The sequence below is a fragment of the Pseudoalteromonas sp. SCSIO 43088 genome (genome assembly GCF_023650795.1).
Lineage (GTDB): Bacteria > Pseudomonadota > Gammaproteobacteria > Enterobacterales > Alteromonadaceae > Pseudoalteromonas > Pseudoalteromonas shioyasakiensis.
Genome location: NZ_CP072675.1, coordinates 1,836,785 through 1,856,623, shown reverse-complemented (window position 1 = coordinate 1,856,623; position 19,839 = coordinate 1,836,785). Strand labels below are relative to the sequence as shown.

At 39.3% G+C, this 19,839-nt stretch carries 20 protein-coding genes and 2 tRNA genes; 10 read left to right on the top strand and 12 right to left on the bottom strand.

Annotated elements, in window-relative coordinates:
* Positions 1–20: 20 nt before the first annotated feature.
* Both J8Z28_RS08640 and J8Z28_RS08635 read right to left on the bottom strand, forming a co-directional pair.
* Positions 21–416, bottom strand: a complete 396-nt coding sequence (locus tag J8Z28_RS08640; RefSeq protein ID WP_055022248.1) for a VanZ family protein — start codon at positions 414–416, stop codon at positions 21–23.
* A 3-nt stretch (positions 417–419) separates the two neighbouring features.
* The gene (locus J8Z28_RS08635) at positions 420–1,253 is read right to left on the bottom strand and encodes an alpha/beta hydrolase (RefSeq protein ID WP_250660321.1); all 834 of its coding nucleotides are present in this window, start codon (positions 1,251–1,253) and stop codon (positions 420–422) included.
* Positions 1,254–1,409: 156 nt separating this feature from the next.
* On the opposite strand from J8Z28_RS08635, the gene J8Z28_RS08630 reads away from it, so the two are divergent.
* Complete coding sequence (locus tag J8Z28_RS08630) at positions 1,410–3,257, top strand: ABC transporter ATP-binding protein (RefSeq protein ID WP_250660320.1); 1,848 nt, start codon at positions 1,410–1,412, stop codon at positions 3,255–3,257.
* A gap of 74 nt (positions 3,258–3,331) precedes the next feature.
* Here J8Z28_RS08630 and J8Z28_RS08625 read toward each other — a convergent pair whose 3' ends face one another.
* A complete protein-coding gene (locus tag J8Z28_RS08625) occupies positions 3,332–3,748 on the bottom strand; it encodes an MAPEG family protein (protein ID WP_250660319.1) in 417 nt (138 codons plus the stop codon).
* A gap of 314 nt (positions 3,749–4,062) precedes the next feature.
* Here J8Z28_RS08625 and J8Z28_RS08620 point away from each other — a divergent pair, with 314 nt between their 5' ends.
* On the top strand, positions 4,063–5,262 hold the full coding sequence (locus J8Z28_RS08620; RefSeq protein WP_250660318.1) for an Nramp family divalent metal transporter: 1,200 nt from the start codon (positions 4,063–4,065) through the stop codon (positions 5,260–5,262).
* A 66-nt stretch (positions 5,263–5,328) separates the two neighbouring features.
* Here J8Z28_RS08620 and J8Z28_RS08615 read toward each other — a convergent pair whose 3' ends face one another.
* From J8Z28_RS08615 to J8Z28_RS08605, 3 genes are all read right to left on the bottom strand, one after another.
* Complete coding sequence (locus tag J8Z28_RS08615) at positions 5,329–6,555, bottom strand: amidohydrolase family protein (RefSeq protein WP_054561391.1); 1,227 nt, start codon at positions 6,553–6,555, stop codon at positions 5,329–5,331.
* An 11-nt stretch (positions 6,556–6,566) separates the two neighbouring features.
* Complete coding sequence (locus tag J8Z28_RS08610; protein ID WP_239964083.1) at positions 6,567–7,949, bottom strand: amidohydrolase; 1,383 nt, start codon at positions 7,947–7,949, stop codon at positions 6,567–6,569.
* A gap of 112 nt (positions 7,950–8,061) precedes the next feature.
* A complete protein-coding gene (locus J8Z28_RS08605; RefSeq protein ID WP_054561389.1) occupies positions 8,062–8,847 on the bottom strand; it encodes a hypothetical protein in 786 nt (261 codons plus the stop codon).
* 358 nt (positions 8,848–9,205) lie between these two features.
* On the opposite strand from J8Z28_RS08605, the gene J8Z28_RS08600 reads away from it, so the two are divergent.
* Positions 9,206–9,568: a DUF3718 domain-containing protein gene (locus J8Z28_RS08600; protein ID WP_054561388.1), complete on the top strand. Its 363-nt coding sequence runs from the start codon at positions 9,206–9,208 to the stop codon at positions 9,566–9,568.
* Positions 9,569–9,621: 53 nt separating this feature from the next.
* Here the strand turns inward: J8Z28_RS08600 and J8Z28_RS08595 are convergent, their stop codons facing one another.
* Positions 9,622–10,317, bottom strand: coding sequence for a DUF445 domain-containing protein (locus J8Z28_RS08595; protein ID WP_239964082.1), 696 nt, complete (start codon positions 10,315–10,317; stop codon positions 9,622–9,624).
* Between the two features lie 112 nt (positions 10,318–10,429).
* On the opposite strand from J8Z28_RS08595, the gene J8Z28_RS08590 reads away from it, so the two are divergent.
* Both J8Z28_RS08590 and J8Z28_RS08585 read left to right on the top strand, forming a co-directional pair.
* Entirely contained in the window at positions 10,430–11,290 is an 861-nt protein-coding gene (locus J8Z28_RS08590) for a fructosamine kinase family protein (RefSeq protein ID WP_239964081.1), read from the top strand.
* 228 nt (positions 11,291–11,518) lie between these two features.
* Positions 11,519–11,722 (top strand): CPXCG motif-containing cysteine-rich protein, encoded by a 204-nt coding sequence (locus J8Z28_RS08585; protein ID WP_054561385.1) that lies wholly within the window; start codon positions 11,519–11,521, stop codon positions 11,720–11,722.
* 18 nt (positions 11,723–11,740) lie between these two features.
* Here the strand turns inward: J8Z28_RS08585 and J8Z28_RS08580 are convergent, their stop codons facing one another.
* A complete protein-coding gene (locus J8Z28_RS08580; protein WP_239964080.1) occupies positions 11,741–12,367 on the bottom strand; it encodes a riboflavin synthase subunit alpha in 627 nt (208 codons plus the stop codon).
* A gap of 94 nt (positions 12,368–12,461) precedes the next feature.
* On the opposite strand from J8Z28_RS08580, the gene J8Z28_RS08575 reads away from it, so the two are divergent.
* From J8Z28_RS08575 to J8Z28_RS08560, 4 genes are all read left to right on the top strand, one after another.
* Positions 12,462–13,820 carry an MATE family efflux transporter gene (locus J8Z28_RS08575; RefSeq protein WP_054561383.1) on the top strand — a complete coding sequence of 453 codons (1,359 nt, stop codon included), beginning with the start codon at positions 12,462–12,464 and terminating at the stop codon, positions 13,818–13,820.
* Positions 13,795–14,814: a DUF3080 family protein gene (locus tag J8Z28_RS08570; protein ID WP_239964078.1), complete on the top strand. Its 1,020-nt coding sequence runs from the start codon at positions 13,795–13,797 to the stop codon at positions 14,812–14,814. The genes J8Z28_RS08575 and J8Z28_RS08570 overlap by 26 nt, the downstream gene beginning before the upstream one ends.
* Before the next feature lie 114 nt (positions 14,815–14,928).
* Positions 14,929–15,005, top strand: a tRNA-Val gene (locus J8Z28_RS08565).
* A 22-nt stretch (positions 15,006–15,027) separates the two neighbouring features.
* Positions 15,028–15,104 (top strand) — tRNA-Val (locus J8Z28_RS08560).
* Between the two features lie 317 nt (positions 15,105–15,421).
* On the opposite strand, the gene J8Z28_RS08555 is transcribed toward J8Z28_RS08560, so the two are convergent.
* A complete protein-coding gene (locus tag J8Z28_RS08555; protein ID WP_250660317.1) occupies positions 15,422–16,156 on the bottom strand; it encodes a tetratricopeptide repeat protein in 735 nt (244 codons plus the stop codon).
* A gap of 823 nt (positions 16,157–16,979) precedes the next feature.
* On the opposite strand from J8Z28_RS08555, the gene J8Z28_RS08550 reads away from it, so the two are divergent.
* The gene (locus J8Z28_RS08550; RefSeq protein WP_250660316.1) at positions 16,980–17,672 is read left to right on the top strand and encodes a hypothetical protein; all 693 of its coding nucleotides are present in this window, start codon (positions 16,980–16,982) and stop codon (positions 17,670–17,672) included.
* 257 nt (positions 17,673–17,929) lie between these two features.
* Here the strand turns inward: J8Z28_RS08550 and J8Z28_RS08545 are convergent, their stop codons facing one another.
* Genes J8Z28_RS08545 through J8Z28_RS08535 form a run of 3 tightly spaced genes read right to left on the bottom strand, consistent with a single transcriptional unit; the run spans position 17,930 to position 19,762 of the window.
* Positions 17,930–19,285 (bottom strand): DUF3987 domain-containing protein, encoded by a 1,356-nt coding sequence (locus J8Z28_RS08545; protein ID WP_250660315.1) that lies wholly within the window; start codon positions 19,283–19,285, stop codon positions 17,930–17,932.
* Positions 19,278–19,523 (bottom strand): helix-turn-helix domain-containing protein, encoded by a 246-nt coding sequence (locus tag J8Z28_RS08540; RefSeq protein ID WP_250660314.1) that lies wholly within the window; start codon positions 19,521–19,523, stop codon positions 19,278–19,280. The genes J8Z28_RS08545 and J8Z28_RS08540 overlap by 8 nt, the downstream gene beginning before the upstream one ends.
* Positions 19,523–19,762, bottom strand: coding sequence for a helix-turn-helix domain-containing protein (locus J8Z28_RS08535; RefSeq protein WP_250660313.1), 240 nt, complete (start codon positions 19,760–19,762; stop codon positions 19,523–19,525). Before J8Z28_RS08535 ends, J8Z28_RS08540 begins: the two co-directional genes overlap by 1 nt.
* Positions 19,763–19,839 lie beyond the last annotated feature (77 nt).

Below are 19,839 nucleotides of genomic sequence, written 5' to 3'. Positions count from 1 at the left end.
CCTAACAAGTCACTGAAAGTTTAAGCCTTAATTGGATATAACTTTTTGCAAAGCCAAGCTGAAAAAGCACTGAAAACGGCAATACCCACAAAATCAGCGATTAAATCGACAAAATCTAGCGTCCGAGATTCGACAAAATACTGGCTTAGCTCTTCTAAAATCACAAATGTACTTACAATCAGCACAGCTAAATAAATAGGCCGCCCAGCAATATTCATTGTTTTAAACTTAAAGGCGAGGTTGATGAATAGCGTAAGTAGTCCAAATAAGCAAAAATGCCCCAACTTATCACCGTAAGGAATTGCCGCAACAAGTTCGAAAAACACCGACTTTTGCCCAGTATTGGCAAGATAGATAACCCAACCAATAAAACCAAAAAAGCCGATAGCAATTAACACAAGAATACGTTGAAACATCTTTTATGGCGCCATATGTGAGGTTAAAAATAAAAATTGATAGGCAATCACTTTATTCCAATAGTGCCAGTCATGAATGCCCGGACGTTCAATATAGTCATGGCGGATGCGCATTTTCAACATCGCTTGGTGTAGCGCTCGGTTTTGCTCAATAAAAAAGTCATCAACGCCTATATCAAGCATAATCGGTAAGGTATCAGCGCCCTTTTTCCATGCCGTATTGCCTGCAGCAATTTTATGGAGGTTATTAATAATGGCTATGCTATCCCATTTTTCTTTGTTTTCAGCGTAACTGCCGAGTACTTTTGCAAGATCAAACTCTGCACTAAAGGGCCTAACATCAACCCCAGCAGACATCCCTGAAACTGCTGCAAACAGGTTTGGGTGATTTATTGCAATGTGCAAAGCACCAAAGCCCCCCATTGATAAGCCTGTGATTGCACGGCCACTTTTAGACCGATTGGTCGAATATTTAGAATCAATATAATTTAGTAAATCGTCTGCGATGTAGGTTTCGTATTGCGAGCTTTTGTCGATATCTGAATCCAAATACCACGAACCAAAATTGCCATCTGGATTAACAATGATGACATCATATTGGTCTGCTAATTTTTCAATGTTTGTCAGCTTTGTCCAATCGCTGTGATTGCCACTATAGCCATGTAATACATAGATAACATTGTACTCTTTTGAGTCTTGATAGCCATCAGGTAATGTCACCGTTACGGGTTTTTCGATGCTGGTTTTTTTGCCCTTAAATATGTGGGTATCAGTTTGGTAGGCACAAAGCGGTAAGCTGAAAACGAGAGACAGCGTACAAAGCAACTTTTTCATCATTAATTCCTTTTTCTTATTATATTTTCATTTCTCACACTAGATGTAAATAACTGAATAGTTGATAGATTTTAATCTTAATTTTTAAATTAAATGAACTGCTAAAAAACCACTCGAATGATATAGTAAGGCCACTTTGATTTTTAAAAAGCGTCGTCTATGTATCGTTTATTTGAGCGGATGACTAATCCGTTTCCTAAAGAGCAACCCTCTCAGCCACCTAATAGCTTATTTGCTTTTTGCCGTCATTATACCCGTGGCATGGAACTATCACTGCTATTTATGTCTTTGAGTGCCGCAGCGCTCGCTATTTTAGAAGTATCGCTATTTAGTTACATGGGGCAACTGGTCGATTGGCTTGGCGAATATACCCCAGATACCTTGTTTGTAGAGCAGCAGGCTGAACTTACAAAAATGGCGGTTATGTTGCTGGTGGTGTTACCTATTGTCGTGTTCTTTCACTCAGCGCTGTTACATCAAGCGCTCCTTGGCAACTATCCTATGTCTATCCGTTGGTTAGCACACCGTTATTTGCTTCGTCAGAGTGTTAGTTTTTATCAAAACGAATTTGCCGGCCGTATTGCGACAAAAGTCATGCAAACCTCATTAGCTGTTCGTGAATCAGTGATGAAATTGCTCGATGTATTAATGTATATCGTTGTCTACTTTGGCGCCATGGTGTTTTTGGTCGCAGAATCTGACTGGCGTTTGATGTTGCCATTATTGATTTGGCTAGTTTTATACGCCGCTATTCAAATGTATTTTGTACCTAAGCTAAAAAAAGTAGCCAGCTCGCAAGCTGATGCACGCTCAGAAATGACCGGACGTGTAGTTGATAGCTACACTAACATTTCGACTATCAAATTGTTCTCGTACACACAGCGAGAAGAACAATATGCAAAAGATAGCATGGATGTATTTTTACAGCCGGTATATAAGCAAATGCGCCTAGTTACCAGCCTAAACTTCTCTATCAACACGCTAAATTACTTATTGGTATTTAGTATTGCTGCCCTCTCTTTATATCTATGGTCAATTAGCGCCATCAGTGTTGGTGCTATCGCCATTGCGGTGAGTTTATCGCTGAGATTAAACGGTATGGCACAGTGGATCATGTGGGAGATCAGTAGCCTATTTGAAAACATTGGTACTGTTGCTGATGGTATGAAAACCCTATCAACGCCGATTGAAGTTGATGATAAAGAAAACGCAAGCACTCTTACTGTTAATGAAGGGTCGATAAGCTTTGAGAATGTGCAATTTAACTATGGTAAAGCTGCCAACGAGACCCACCGCGGCCCTGTTATCAATGGCTTAAATCTAGACATTAAACCGGGTGAAAAAATAGGTTTAGTGGGTCGCTCTGGCGCGGGTAAATCTACCTTAGTGAATTTATTACTGCGTTTTTATGATGTTGACTCGGGCACAATTCGTATTGATGGTCAAAACATCGCTGAGGTAAGCCAAGAAAGCTTACGTAAGCACATTGCGATGGTGACGCAAGATACCTCACTGTTACACCGCTCAGTAAAAGACAACATTCTTTATGGTAGACCCGATGCAACTGAAGATGAAATGCTTGCGGCCGCAAAGCAAGCAGAAGCAATTGAGTTCATCGAAGACCTTGAAGACAGCAAAGGCAATAAAGGCTTTGCCGCACAAGTTGGTGAACGCGGTGTGAAGCTTTCTGGTGGTCAACGTCAACGTATTGCTATTGCACGAGTCCTTCTAAAAGATGCGCCAATTCTTATATTGGATGAAGCAACCAGTGCTCTTGATTCTGAAGTTGAAGCCGCGATTCAAACCAGCCTAGACGATTTAATGACTGGCAAAACAGTAATTGCCATTGCACACCGTTTATCAACTATTGCACAAATGGATAGGCTCATTGTGCTTGATGAAGGTGGCGTGGTTGAACAAGGCTCTCATGAGCAATTAATCGCACAAGGTGGCATCTATGCTGCCCTGTGGTCACATCAAACCGGTGGCTTTATCGGCGTTGAGTAGCTAGGTTTTCACTATTAAAAAAGGCATTGAATGAGTATTCGTTCAATGCCTTTTTTATATGTTAGAAATGCCGTTTAAATCAAACGTAAACCAATCAGAATGAGCATCACAATATTTGCCAAAGCAGCGATTAAAAAGAAATAGCTGCGTGGGCTTGGGTTCTTCTCCGTAGCCACACCATAATACAGCAGCATATGAATGATTCTGGCTATCACATACATCCAAATACACAGTGCAAATGCGCTGCTGTTCAAGTTTAAAAAGAACCCCAGAAATACGGTACCTAAAAATAACGGGCTATTTTCTAAGGTATTCATAAATGTGCGATGCGAACGAAACACAAAGCTGTCATGGCTTAATGAATTATCGAGTTTACCAGGCACCGCATTGGGTTGTTTGGCTTTAGTGACAGAAGCAATTATCCACTGAATAGTCAGCATAATTAGATAAACATACACAGCCGCATATGCTGAAAAAGTAAGTTCAGGCATTTTCATTTCCTTTTGTATAACAACATGAATGCCTATTCCTTGCAAAAAACCAACCAAACCAAAAACTAAATTAACTTACTGATTTTAAATAATTATCTATCTGTTAAAAACTATGTATGCTGTGCCACTGTTACCTATTTTGTATAAAATTTACAGAGTGGATAGATATTTGTTAAACACATGAACTTAACGCAACTCGCCTCTTTTACTTTACCCTTGCTTCGACTCTCTATAGTCTTAAGATCTGTTTTATATAACGATAGCTGTTTTATCTATCAGTTAATGTACTAAAAATAATAATAAAAGGTTTTATCATGCGTTTAGGACCCGGACTTCTTGTTACCGCTGCTTTTATTGGCCCAGGTACTATCACCACGGCAAGTGTTGCTGGTGCTAATTTTGGCTTTGCTCTTATTTGGACTTTATTGTTCTCTGTCATAGCGACTATTTTGTTGCAATCTATGGCAGCTCGTCTTGGTGTGGCTACAGGGCTAGATTTAGCCTCAGCACTTAGAACCACCATTCAAACACCGGTATTTAAAGCCCTGGCTGTAATATTAGTAATAAGTGCGATTGGCATTGGCAGTGCAGCTTATGAAGCTGGTAATCTGACTGGTGCCAGTTTAGGTTTGCAAGAAATACTACCTTCTGTAAGCCCATTACTCTGGACTCCCCTTATTGCAGTTTTAAGTGCAGTTCTTTTGTACACTGGCAAACATAAAGTCATTGAGGGTGCGTTAATTGTTTTAGTGGTGTTGATGAGTTTAGTGTTTATTTCAACGCTGGTGATGGCGGCTCCGCCACTTGGTGAAGTGCTAAAAGGATTTATACCTAGCTTACCTGATAATTCAATTACCACGGTACTTGCCTTGATAGGCACAACAATTGTGCCCTACAACCTGTTTTTACACTCTGGGGTACTTGCAGAAAAACACGATAGTTCAAAAAATATCGACAAAGTAATCAAAGAAACAAACCTTGATACCGGTATATCGATAACTTTAGGTGGCATAATCACGTTAGCTATCTTATCAACAGCCTCTGTGGCATTTTACGGTACTGATGCAGGTAAAATTTCAGCGGCCAATATGGCTGTGCAGCTTGAGCCACTTCTAAGTGGTATGGCTCATTATTTCTTTGCTATCGGTTTATGTTCTGCCGGGCTTACTAGCGCAATAACTGCACCTCTTGCGGGTGCTTACGCTGTTTGCGGCATGCTTGGTTGGTCAACACAAATGAGTGATACACGTTTTAAACTGGTTGCTATCACTATCCTTGTTTTCGGTGCACTGGTCGCATCGCTTGGGCTTGATCCGGTTGCGGTTATCATCTTTGCGCAAGCTGCCAATGGTTTATTACTGCCAATTGTAACCTGTTACCTTGTTTGGTTGGTAAATCAAAAAAAGGTGATGAAAAGCTACACTAATTCGCTTTTACTTAACCTTGTAATTGTGCCAGTAATACTGCTTATATTTGGCCTTAGCCTTTATAAACTAAGCAATCTAATTTTTTAGTTTTTACTTTGAAAATATGTATTAAAAAAGGCCGCAAGTTTGCGGCCTTTTCGTATGCATTAACGCTTATTTTGTATAAGCGCGTGGCATCGCTGAATCAGTTGTATAACGATCGCGTAGTTTATCTTGACGCGCTTCGGTTGAAACCTCTTCACCGTTGATCCACATTTTGCTTACGTGTGAGTTAAGCTCAAATGGATCTGCAGACCACATAACTAGGTTTGCACGTTTACCTTTGGCAATTGCGCCTGAGTTTAAACCAAAAACATCAGCAATATTGCTGGTTACTGCGCTAAGTGCACCTTGTTGGCTCATACCGTATGACACAGCATTACCTGCATCAAAACGTAATTGGTATACATTGTGGCTTGAGTCACCAGCAACACCAATAATGACTTTTACACCAGCTTTTTCAAGCTTACCTGCGTTAGCAAGGTTTGCATGTAATGAGTCAAAGCTACCCGGTAAGTTAGCCATAGAGCTAATGATCACAGGAACATCCGCTTTAGCTAGAGCATCCGCAACCACAACAGCATCATCACCGCCATGAATCACTAAATTGATGCCATAGGTTTCTTTTAACTTAACAAGCTCATAGATGTCTGATGCGCGTTGAACACTCGCAATCAGTGGCATATCACCCGCAAGCACAGCTGCTAGCACTTTTTGCTCTGTTGATGGCTCTTTTTTGTCATCTTTTTTAGCTGACTTTTCGCCTTCAAGCTTGTCGATAAGTGTTTTCATCGACATAGCACGTGAGCCTTTACTCTTTTCACCTAAATGAACAACAAGTGCAACTTGCTTTTTATTTACGCTTTCAAAGCTACCTGATAGATCAACTACAGATGCAAGACCCGCAAAGATACTGTCACCGCCGTTTGGTACAATTACGTCTTGTGTAATGCCGCCTTTGCGTGCATAAGGAATTAAGCTACTGCGTGGGTTGAATGCAAGGCTTGGATCAAAATCAATCCCCGCTTTGTCGTCACCACCATCGCGCGACCCTGCAACAGCACCCACTTCGACTAAGCCTAATTGGTTCATAGTGCCAATAAAGCCAGCAGTCACGATTTGGCCTTTTGCATCAATGGTTGTATCCGCGTTGATAGATGCTGGGTTAATAGCAACAATTTTGCCATCTTCAATAACAATGCTTGCGCCTTCAAGTACGCCTTGCTCTGTTGAAGTGTGTAGTGTTGCATTTACAATCGCTACCGATGCAGCACTTGCTGTCGCAGAAAATAAGCCAGCAGCAACAAGTGACAGCTTTAATGATTTAGTTAATTTTGTCATCAATGTTACTCCTATTTTTGACCTAGCATGAAATCACTTTGTGCTTGGTATTTATCATCGTTACGATCATAAACTTTGGCACCATCGATAAATACTTGTTCAGCTTTCGCATAAACACTGAATGGGTTTTGGTTCCAAATAACCACATCAGCTTGCTTACCTGCTTCAAGTGAACCTGTTTTATCATCAATACCTAGCGATTTAGCCGCGTTTGAAGTGATCCACTTGATTGCGTGTTGCTCAGAGATGTCATAGCCCACATCATTCGCGCGATACATAACTTTACCGGCTTCTTGGTTTAAGCGTTGGATAGTTGTATCTGAATCAGAGTGAACAACGGCACATGAATTTTTAACAGCATCTACAATTGCTACGTTCTCTTGAACCATGTCGTAGGCTTCCATTTTAAAGCCCCACCAATCTGGCCAAAGTGCCGCACAGTTACCGTTCTCAGCAAGTAAATCAGCAATTTTGTATGCTTCAACACCGTGATGGAAAGTACCTGAGTGATAGCCGAACTCTTTACCAAGGTCGATCATCATGGCCATTTCTTCTGCTTTATAACAGTGGTTATGGATTAAAATGTCACCTTCTAACACACCAGCTAGTGTATCTAGCTTAATGTCGCGATGAGGTACTGCAGGGTTTTTACCCGCGGCATAATCACTTTCGTATTTATCCCACTCGCGTTTGTACTCAGTCGCTTCAATCCACGCTGTGCGATAGCCCGCCATGTTACCCATACGCGTTGATGGTAAAACACCTTTACGGCCATAAACACGTTTCGGGTTTTCACCACATGCCATTTTTAAACCATACGGTGCTTCAGGAAATTTCATACCCTGCATCGTGTGCGAAGGAATGTTTTTAAGTGTTACACCGCGGCCACCAATTAAGTTTGCTGAACCTGGTAGAATTTGTAATGACGTAATACCGCCTTCACGAGCACGGTTAAAGCCAGGATCTTGTGGCCATACTGAATGCTCAACCCATACTTCTGCAGTCACAGGGCTGGTCATTTCATTACCATCTTGGTGAGATGCCACTGATGGAGTTGGGTATGCACCTAAATGTGAATGCACGTCAATAATACCCGGCGTTACCCATTTACCTTCTGCATCAATTGTTTTATCAGCTTGTACAGAAAGGTCTTTACCTACTTGTTGTACTTTGCCATCAACAAAGAATACATCTGCGTCATCTAAACGTTCACCTGTGCCGGTTAAAACAGTGGCATTAGTGATTAACGTACTTTGTGATGCAAGTGGCTGATAAGTGCTTGGGTATGGGTTTTTGTTAATCGAGACTTTTGGATCTTGTGGGCCATTGTCTTGGCAACCCGCTAACGCGACACCAAGCGCCATAACCAACAAGGATGGTGCAAATTTTTGCATTCTTACGTTCCTCTTTTTTATTATTTAATTACTTTAACTAATTGTTAATTCTAATGCGAGTAAACGAGGCCAGTCACCAATATTCAAGACGAACAACCAGCCTCACAGAGCACTATTTCTTTATGTAGTTGTTATATAGCTGCTCTAACGCACCTTCGGTCGTCAAGCTCGGATCTTTGTTGATAAAATGTTTCACAGTTCGAGTTACAAAATCAGAGTTTTGCTTATGCTGCTTGGCAAAACTTTTAATCAGTGAATCAGCATCGTTAGCTGCGGTTACTTTTTCGTGTCGATGGCGGTATTGACTCAATGCACGGTTAAAATCGCCGTTATAATCTTCTACCACCAGCTTATAGAATTCTGTTCTGTCGACTTGTAAATCATTAATGCAGTAATTAAGCGCGTCTTTAAAGTCATAAAAGACTTTGCCTTGCACATCAAATTCAGCACGCTTCTCACGAATAGTGACACTGGCATCTTCAGTTGCATAGCTATAACCTTGAAATGCAAGTCGCTCTGCTGCCTCTGCACCTAACTTCATGCCTGCTTTAATACTGTGCACAAACTCATCACTCATATCGTGAAGTTCACTCTCATGCCACATGTGATAAATTCTCAGCGCTTTTGCATACTTTGTTGAAAGTTTCTTTTTAAGCTTTGTAACTCGCCCATCAATAGTCAGCACTCGTTCGTTATGCAGTAATGCAAAGCACTCATAACATGCTGGAATTGATATAAATTCAGCCTCTTCGCCTAAATCTATAATGCTTTGCAGCATATGCAGTGGCGGACAAAAATCTCGCTCAGTTGCTTCACAACCACAATAAAAACATTGATTAAAGTGTTTTGATTCAGATGCATAGGCTTGTTGATAATAGCCTGCTAATTTTGTGGTCACTCATGCTCCTTATACTCTGATTAGCCTTTTTAAGAAAAGCTAGAGTTAATACTTAAATGTAACAGCTACGTAAAAATTAAGCCTTTAATACGAGCCAAAACACGTTTTAAAAAATAAATGAAAAAAAATTTCAGCCTATTTGTGTCAAAATTCACACTTTAAAATAGCACTAATCAAGCGGTTAGTTTTACTTGTTCACATCTACATACTTACTTACATCTTGTCGATTTTCATTAACAGCAATTGTTCTTGTTTAGCGTAATACTTTAAATGTGCCCAGCAAACAGGAAGTGTGAAGTATCCATAAAAGCGAGGTCGCACATACTAAACGTAATACGGACAACAACTGGAGAGAAAGATGAATACGTTAACTACAGCACTAGGTACAGCATTAATTTTAGGTTCTTCATTAGCAGCAACTGATGCAAGTGCAGCACAATTTGTCGCAGCAGATAACTCTGTTGGCACGCAAGCTTGCATGGCCATTGCTTCTAACAAACCATTAAACGTATCAAGCACAATGCGCGATCTACGCTTAAGCAAACGAGTAATGACAGAAAAACTACTTTGCAATGATATGACGACTGATAAGTTTGCAAGCACTTATGGTTTTCATAACTCTGCGAAATACTTAAATTTTGAAACAGCAACAAAAACAAGTATTCAAGATATTGCTAAAGTATCTGATGACACAGTGATTGTTATTGCTGGTTCTAAATAATGATGAATTCACTGTAGCAGGTCTTTAAAGGCCTGCTACAAATTCCTTCTTCGTTAAACTAGCGCAGCGATCAGGCCAAATAGGCCGCCAAATACTCCGCCCCAAATCACTAACCAACCTAAATGTTCTTTGATCATGGTTTGAATAATATCTTTTACCATGGTTGGCGTAAGCTCATTCAAACGCTCATCAACTAAACGCTCAACAGTACTGTGCAATGAGCCACCAAGATGAGAGTTGGCAAATAGCTTTTCATCTAGAATGGTTTTAAATTCTTCGCTCTTTGAAATATCAATCACCGCTGCTTTCATTTTTTCAATGAAAGGTTCACGCATCGGCTCAAGCGCATCACGGCCACCAAACATTGATAGCATGCCACCAAATTGTGAGTTTTCGATAACCTCAATTAATGAGTCATAAGCCGGACTTAAATTAACTTCACTGATCACTGGCTCTAAATCAATATTTGGCTTAGCTAACGCCATTACCTGATCGATTTTCTCTTCGGCGAAGAACTCGGTCATTACCAAGTTACGAATAGCCACCTTAAAAGAGGCAAACTTTAAAGTGATAACCCCAGAGCCGTATAAAAATGGTACTTTTTCGAATAGCATGTGAATAGCAAGCCAGTTAGTTACTGCGCCCGATAACGCAAATAAACCAACAGAAAGCACAATTGCTTGTTCAAATAAAAATCCGACTAATACTAAGGCAAGCGCCACTAAATTAGTAATGAGACTTTTATTCATCTGACCCCTCATAAATACTTCGATAAACTTTAACAATATTAACGCTATGGGTTTGTTAATTCATCGTCTTTTTGCCATAGTTTAATTATATGGTTAAAAGGTGAACAAAATTATGTGGAATTCGGTGAATGAACAGATTAGCCAAGCGATGCACTTTGATTTTAAGCATACCTTTAAGCGCCAATTACAATCACCCAATAACGACAAATACTTTCAAATTGGTGATGATCTACACCACTTCTTTGTGAAAGTTGCTCACTTGAGTGATCTAGAGCGCCTAGAGTGCGAAGCCTTTAATCTTGAGCTATTAACCCAAGAAAGCCTATTTATGATCCCAGACTGCATCACCACAGGTTGCAATATTGAGTTTTCATTTATCGTGCTTGAATGGTTAGAGCTTGATAAACAGCCCCATACCAATTGGCATGAAATGGGGGAACACCTTGCCCATTTACACCAAAAGCATACCCAAGCCATGTTCGGCTTAGATAACGATAATTTTCTTGGCCCTACTCTACAACCAAATCGTTGGCACAAAAAATGGGATGTATTTTTTGCTGAAGAACGCATTGGTTGGCAATTGCAGTTATTACAAGAAAAAGGCATTGAACTTGTCAACCAAGACACCTTCATCGCTTTTATTAAAGACGCACTGCATAGCCATGTTGTAGAGCCTTCGTTATTGCACGGTGATTTTTGGCGTCGAAATATGGGCTTTTATAATAATGTACCCAGTGTATTTGACCCTGCTTGTTATTATGGTGATCGGGAATGCGATATTGCCATGAGTGAGCTATATGCGCCACTGCCTGATAGCTTTTATGATGCCTATAACGATATCTACCCATTGCAGGTAGGTTACGAGCAACGTAGAGCCATCTATCAACTATACCCTATGCTCAATAATGCCAATATATTTGCTGGGCACTATCTTACTGAAGCAAAACAACAAATTGATCAGCTACTGAAATAAGCACGAAATCACTGTAAAAGGAATGTCACAAACCGCTAAACACAGCTATATTTATCTTATAAAGCGTATTAATAAAGATGCTAACCGAATTGGTAGCACTACGCTTACATCTATTCGGTTAGAGAGTTATATCAATCTAATTAAATCTAGATTCATTTTTGATGAGTTAGGGTTTAATAAAGATTGCAATTTAACGAACTCAGGCATGCCTGACTAAGGTAAAAGCTGATGAAAGACCAATACACACAACGGATTTCATGCCCTCACTGTGGCCACCATATTCATGTTGCACTTGATGCAAGCGACGGTGACCAAGATTACTATGAAGATTGCGCAGCATGTTGCAATCCCATTCATTTAAATATGCATATAGATTACGCACACAACAAACTCGAATTACATGTCGATAGTGACGACGAGCAAATTTTTTAATTTGCTCGTTTTATGTATTTATTTTGCTTGTTGCGAAAGATAATTTTCGACCGTGTTGATAATGGTATAAGTTTGCTGATCGACTTCGATATTTAACTTATCACCCTCGCGGTAGTTATCGAGATTGGTAATAGAGAGTGTTTCTGGGATCAAGTGTAGCCAAAAGCCCTGTTCATCAACTTCACCTACAGTGAGGCTTGCCCCGTTAACGCTCACAAACCCCTTATAAAGCACATATTTTTGCCACTCTTTTGCTAATGCTAATTGCATTTTACAGTTATCTTGATGGTGGTTAATTGAAAGTATCTCGGCCATACAATGAATGTGACCAGACACGATATGTCCGCCCAGTTCAGTACCAAAAGTCACTGAACGTTCAAAATTCACTGTATCATTGACAGCCAGCATACCTAGGTTGGTTAACTTTAATGTTTCATCAATCACATCAAAATTTATAACACAGCAGCCTTTAGTGTCTGATGCAAACTTCACCACGGTTAAACAACAACCATTAATGGCTATGCTTGCGCCGATATTCAGGTTTTCAGCAAATTGCTGATCTACTTTTAAAGCTAGCCTTAGTACACCGCCTTGGTTAGTAGCATCAACCACAACGGCTTGCGTTTGCACAATTCCAGTGAACATCGCTTTCTCTTTTCTTCATTAAATAGATAACTGCGATTTTTATTGATCTATGAATAGATTACAATGGCTGTCTGTTTATTTAGTCGTGTAATTTATGTCTTTTTGTAGTTGGGAAGCCAAAAGGTTAATTTCGTTAGCCATTCCTGTTTTTTTGGCACAGGTAACCCTTATTTTAATGACGGTTGTTGATACCGTGATGGCAGGCCAAGTGAGTGCAACAGACTTGGCAGCACTTTCTATTGCAACGGGTATTTGGAATCCGTTGATGCTTGCACTGCAAGGCATATTATTGGCGTTAACCGGGATCATAGCGCAGTTTGCTGGTTCAAACGATAAACAAGGTATTAGTCATTATTTTCAACAGGGCCTGTATCTGGCGTTAGTACTTGCCATAATCGGTTTAGGGCTGGCAAGCCTTGCTGATACTGTGCTTAGTCAATTAGATACTTCACAGTCTATTACCCACTTAGCTGAGCAATACATTCATTTTGTTAAATGGGGTATTTTTGGTTTTTTACTTTTCAGTGTGTACCGAAATATCACTGAAGGTATGGGAATGACCAAACCTGCTTTTTACATTAGTTTAATTGGCTTAGCAGTTAATATTCCGGCCAACTACGTATTTATACACGGTAAATTAGGTTTTCAAGCGTACGGTGGCGCGGGCTGTGGTATTGCCACGGCGCTGGTATTTACAGCAATGGCGTTAACTCAGGTTATTTATTGTCACTTTAACAAAAAGATTGATGCCAAAGCATTGCTAGCCAATTTCGAAGCGCCAAAGCCCGCTACTTTATGGACTATCACCAAAGTGGGTATCCCTATTTCATTAGCTACCTTTTTTGAAGTAACGCTATTTGCTTGTATTCCTTTATTTATAGCGCACTTAGGTGCGGTTGCTGTTGCCGGTCACCAAATTGCAGCCAGTGTGACGACATTACTGTTTATGATGCCGTTGAGCCTCTCAATTGCCATTAGCATTCGAATAGGCAATTTGTTTGGCCAACAACATTATCAGCAGTTAAAAAATGCCGTTAAAACGAGTTATATTCTCGCGGCAATTATTGCTTTTTTACTGGCAAGTGTGACCTTTTTTGCTCGAGATATTATAAGCCAATTGTATTCTGACAACCCTGAAGTATTAGCTCTTGCTTCTTCAATCATGGTACTTGCTTGTATCTACCAGTTACCAGATGCCCTGCAAGTTTCCGCCAATGGTATTTTACGTGGATTGAAATACACGGCACCGATTGGTTATATCACCTTTGTATCCTATTGGTTGATCGGCTTTGCGCTTGGCTTCGTACTTGCTCGTACAGATTTAATTGTTCCAGCACTGGGCCCTCATGGCTTTTGGATAGGTATTATTGTGGGGTTAAGTGCCGCAGCAATTATGTTGATGTTCACTGTTCATAGGCGATTTAAACATGCACCTTTTTTGCAAAACCAATAGCCTTTTAAACTCTATCATCGCAACAGCGTGCCTGGCACTTATTGCCTGCACGCCCTCTTCCGGTGATGTAAATCACACCTACGCACATAGATTAGAAAACGTACTTAAAACTGAAAGTTTTAAACTCTCTAAACCAAGTACACTAACTGTTAACCACTTTTCTGAAAATACTGAAGATAAAGCAACCATTGGCATGCTTGAACTTGCCCAGTTACGTCAATGTAAACTTGCAACCCTTATTGCTGAGCACAATAACCAGCTTGGCAAAACAGCGACGCCTGCTAACATTCTTAGTTATCAAATTAAGTTTATTCAAAGCGCAAATGAGTGCTTAGAAAGCTTTGAAGATCAGGATGATCTGTTTGAAAAAATAAAACTCACCGCAGTACAAAAGCAAGCAAACCTTCCTAACTACTTTAAAGCTATGCTGCTCAACGAAAGCGAGTTTAAGCAAATCTGGCAGCTAAGTTCGACTCACATTGATGAAAACACCGCAGGTTTTAGCGAAACCGTGAGCGCGATGGAGCAAATTGCTAAATTAAACAACCATATTAATAACGGCAAAATAAACGCTGTAGACCCTGAGCAAATCATCAACCAACTCGAAGTATTAAACCGTTTTAAATACAACAAGCTTCTTATTTCGGCGGCAAGGGTGCAAACACATTACAATCAACAAATAACAGCGCTGCTCAAGCAGTACTCAAAAGATGAGCTCTGCCCTGTGAACAAGAATAAACAAAAGGCACAAACGCTAAGTAATGTGTTTAAAAAGTTTTATTTAGAGCAATTACAGCCCTATCAATCATTCTTAGTGGGTCGATTAGAAACCCTACAACCTCTTTACCAGCAAATATGGCGTGACACAGAAATGGGCAAATTTGTAGATAGCGAAAGTAATGATGCAATTTTACAAAATCTAAAGCGCTCAGCTAAAAGCCATGTCACTTGGTGGCAAGGTTTTTATAGAAGGTGCGAAATTAGTCCGTTATGAATAAAAAACCAGCACTTAGCATAAAAATAGCTAAAGCTGCTTGATTCACACAACCAGTCGCTATATATTAGCCTCCGTTGTTTAGCCACGCTAACATCAATTTAAAATCAAAATACAACCGTAGCTCAGTTGGTTAGAGCACTACCTTGACATGGTAGGGGTCGGTGGTTCGAATCCACTCGGTTGTACCAATCTTGATTTTAACATCTCAGTACGACCGTAGCTCAGTTGGTTAGAGCACTACCTTGACATGGTAGGGGTCGGTGGTTCGAATCCACTCGGTTGTACCAATTTAACTAATAAAACCAGTTAGTTATAATCCTTAAACAATCTCAATCGATTCTACATTAACTTCCAGACACCAAATAGACACCTCTTGAACTACCATTAGTTTAATTTCACACTCAATGAGCTTGCCACTCCTTACGGAGTGTCATCATCTCTTATCCTTTGCCTTTTGGTGTTCGTCACTTCGTTGCGCTGCGCTACACTTCGTGCCTTCTCCAACAGCTCAGGAACGAGATGAACAATATTTAATGAATACGGTTACACCTAGTCATTAGACAGGTCAATCACTCTTATGAACTAGGTGTGATATAAATGTGGATTACCCGCAATTACCCAAAAAGCTAGAAAGACAGTCATAGTAGAGATCTTTAGCTCCTATGATTTGTTCTTTTGTCATCACTTTCGCTAGTTTTTCAATATGTTCTTTAGCTTTAACTCTTCCTTGATCCCGAGCGAGAAGATAAAGAGAATAAGCTCGTTCTATATCTTTATCTACGCTTCTCCCTTTTGAATAATCCCAAGCTAGATAAAGCATGGCTTCAGGACTGCCTTGTTTTATGGCTTTTCTATACCAATCAATTTCTTCTTTTTCGTTCTTAACAACACCTAAGCCCGTTCCGTACCGATGACCAATTTCAGCTTGTGCTTCTGTGTGACCTAAACTAGCAGCTTTAAGAAGCCATTTTGTCGATTCTTCATCATTTTTAACGACACCTTTTCCAAAGAAATATGCAATACCTAAAGCATACATTGCAGAATCTTCACCTTTTTCCGATGCTTCAAGTAAGGGAGCTATTTCGCCTGAAATACTCATACTTCTATAATTTCGTAATTGCCTAGATTCTTCTGATCTTTTTTTATAAATCATCTCCCGATATTGCAAGACATGGTTTGCCTTGTCTTCGACAGTACTCTGTTCCATGTTTTTGACTAACTTGGTTTTAGAACCCGTACTGTTTTCTTGTGATAATTCCCCTTCAACATCTGGCTTTGATGAAACACATCCCAAAAGCACTAAAGGTATAATGGCTTTTACTAGAAATAACTTTTTCATTGGCTTCACTCTATTTTTAAATGGCCTAGGTAGCTGACAATTAATCAAATCTCCTCTAACATGACAGAGTTACATTGATTTAGCAAAATAAATGATATGGAATCAGCGTAAAGATAGGTAATTTACCTTAAGTACAAAAACGTACACTAGCTGTTATAGCGAAATGAGGCTGCATTTCTTATAGCCGTTTCACTTACGTTAAGCCAATTAGCAGCTTGAACATCCCCCCTAGTTACCATATCAGTCAAATAGAATAGTCAATTAAGTACTGATAACAGGGAACTAGCCTAGTTATTAAAAGTACAGAAAAGTACAAACTTCAAAATGATAATGATAACACGTTTACAATTAGTTAGCTTAGTAATATAGTGCAATAAATTAACTTGTAAAAGAAAAATCAGTGATGTTTAAAATTTGTTTGTTTCTATCTGCTTTGCTTTTATCATCTAACTTGTACGCATACTCAGCTACATGCGATACCCGAGATGGAAAACAATTTCATATCAGTGTGCAGAACAAAGTAATGAAAATTGATCACAAATATTCAGCATTCTATAAAGGTCGTGACGATGAAGGTTATTATATCTATTCAAACAAAGGCTACACATACTCAACTGGTAAATTCGATGGCGACATGTTTCCTATAAAAGTTAAGAATAAATGGGGAATTGATGCAAGCGGAACATGCAAATTACAGTGATGCCAAAATTATGATTAAAAAATTTGCGCAAACTTACAAACATTTTTCCTAACTTGGCTTGTTGTAATAATCTTAAACCAAATTTTTATTTTTGGTGTCTGTTAAAAAAGGGATGATCACCGCATGATTACAAAAAATAAATTAGCTCTATCTATAATATTTTCATTTCTTCCAGTTGTTACCATGGCTGCTGACTCTGACCCGATTGAAAAACTAAAGGCGTGTCACAATGCGGAATTAGGTTCAAAGCTAGCGCCAGGAGAAAGTTCCGAAATTATCACTGAAGGCAATACAAAAGGTATGTTAGTAGATGGCATACCTCGAGGATGGGCTATTAGGTATGAAGACGGCAAAGTCTATAGAAAAATGTACTTGGATAAGTTTGGTCAAAAAGATCGTAGCAAAGCATGTACTTTTTCTTATTATGGCGGAGATGTATATACCTATAGTTTAGGGATGGGTACTAATTTTCCATTAGCTTTTTTGAAAAATGGCAAGCCACTTAACGGCTACTTTGAGGAAGGTGATGTAAATGAAAAATATTACGTTAAAATACACGCTAAAAATGGACTTGCTCATGGTGTATCACATACAAGATCGACCAGTCTTGAAGCATTTTCTATCCAAGATGAAAAAGGAATTTATTATCAAGGCTTGAAAAATGGTCGGTTTCAAATCCGTCTTGAATTTTTAAGTGATAGTTATCATCAAATTTCACTAGAAAATGAATTTAGGAAGGGGAAAAAAACAAATACTGAGGTAATATGGGCTATTCCCGAAGAAGGTAATAAGATCCTTGAATTTATCGGATCTTAACGGGAAAATAATATAAAGCTTATCTAACTACGTGAAAACTTTTTTTTGCATGAAACTATCGCGCTTCGCTTGATGGATACCTGCACAAGCACAATTTTTCAAATTGTACTAGCTCGGCATCTTGATGTTTTAAAGTGCAGTCAGCAGTCTAGTGTTCCTACTTGAACGAAGGATTCAGAAATAAACCTAAAAAACCTAAAGAACCCAACAATGAAGTTTTTTAGGTTCTTTAGGCTATTTAGGCGCGATAATGATGTTTAAGAAACTAGGGGCAGACAATTATTCCAACGATACCTTTCACTCGGCCTTCCACCCTTGCTACTTATTTGGCTGTCGAGCTTTATTAGATAGTTATGTTTAATTAGCACCTCTAAACCAAGTCTAACGTCTTTAGTTGTTTTTAAACCACTCCAATTATTCTGCGTCACTTCACTCGGTGAAAAGCTTTTATTTAGCTGCTCTCTTTTATCCAAGATTTGTTGAGCAATGATCGTAGGTTTGTCTTGGATACCGTAAATACGTTTTGCATGTGTAACTAAGTAGTTAGCCCATCGAATAGCCTTAACTATGGATTGCTCCATAATTTCTGTTGCACTGGGGTCTTCAGCTAGCTCAATAAGTAAAGCTAACGCTGGCACCATTTTTCTGTACTTAGTGATATGGTTAACTAAACTATGTTGCTGATCATCTTTATTTAACTCATTTATTATCTGAATACTGTCTTTAAACCAGTATGTGAAAACTGATTGAGCTTCTGGAGAAAAACATAATGTTTTTTCTTCTAGTTGGTATAGAGTTGTAAAAGTAGCCCATGCAGTGCGCTCAGCAGCCTCATTTGGAGGTTCATCAATGTACTCTTGAATGACTGGATCAGGCCATACAGCTAGTTGTAATCGTTGCATAAAGCCATCATTGGAGCTTTCCTTAGCCAAAAAGATACTTTGTAATACTTCTGGTTGAATTGTGCCTATTAGTGAAAGTGTATTTTTCTCAATAAAGACACTATTTCTTGTTACTCGATCTACGCTATAAGACGAGTTACCGTTAAATGCCTCAAGTAAATATTGTCGATCATTACTGCTTGGTTGGTCGAATTTTCTAAATAACGCTGATATTTCATCTTGAACGTACAAAATACCTGAGTTGTTTTGACTCTGTATAACCTGTAATTGCTCTATTGTCGTATCTCTTACTATAAGCCTTCTTGAGAAGGCTGAACCGCTTGGAGTCTCAACTTTGATGTCCCTTAAGCTTTCTTCCATTTTGCTAATGTGCTTGAGAGCAGAATCCATTGCAGGACTCTTCATTGAGCTAGGTTGACCAATTAATAACCCCCATAAATTTGGAACGACAACCCAACTATGATCATTAGCTTTAGGTTGAACCATAACCTTGTTACCCACTGCCGCAGCAAGAGCAATCATAATTCCAACCCCAACATAATCTGGAGGACATTGTAATCTATGCTGAAGATCCTCTCCCCAGCTCTGTAACGAACTAGGGAGCAAAGTAAAATCAAAACTATCTACAGGTAAACCAGCTAGTTTCGTTAAGGGGATGATATTAGGGTCTTGCAACACTACATTTGAAATTTCCGTGGTAGGCTTATTCATTGTCAACTCCTTTTGCACCTTCAAATTCGTACAAAGCCACATTTTTGTGTTCAATGCCCCATTTGTCTTTTACAGTTACGCTAGTTTTACTTATGTTGTACTTTTTTCTTAGCCTTTTAATTACACCTGCTGGATGAAATGGTCCTTTTTCTCGGATTTCATAAGTGTTCATCGACCCTTTTTTTAATTGTTCTAGAATGAGTTCATCGAAAGATAGCGGCTTATTTAACGCAGTCATTACGCCACCTCCGTTAATGTTAACTCAGCTTCAGCTGTATTATTGTACTTGGGGAAGCTTTCCAGCCATTGCATTAGGTCTGCCTTTAGATAGATGATTTTCCTACCCATCTTGATAAATGGAGGAGCTTCTCTGCCGCATAGCTTTCCAGTAGAACGAGAGTTACGTAATGTATTAGCTGAAATAGTAAGAAGTTCAGCTGCTTCTTGATTTGTATAATTGAATTTATGGATATTCATTAGTCGAGCCTTCTTGTTAGTTATTGCAAGAGCCCTATGCGCTTGCTGATGCCAATACTAGGGAGCGACTAATGAGT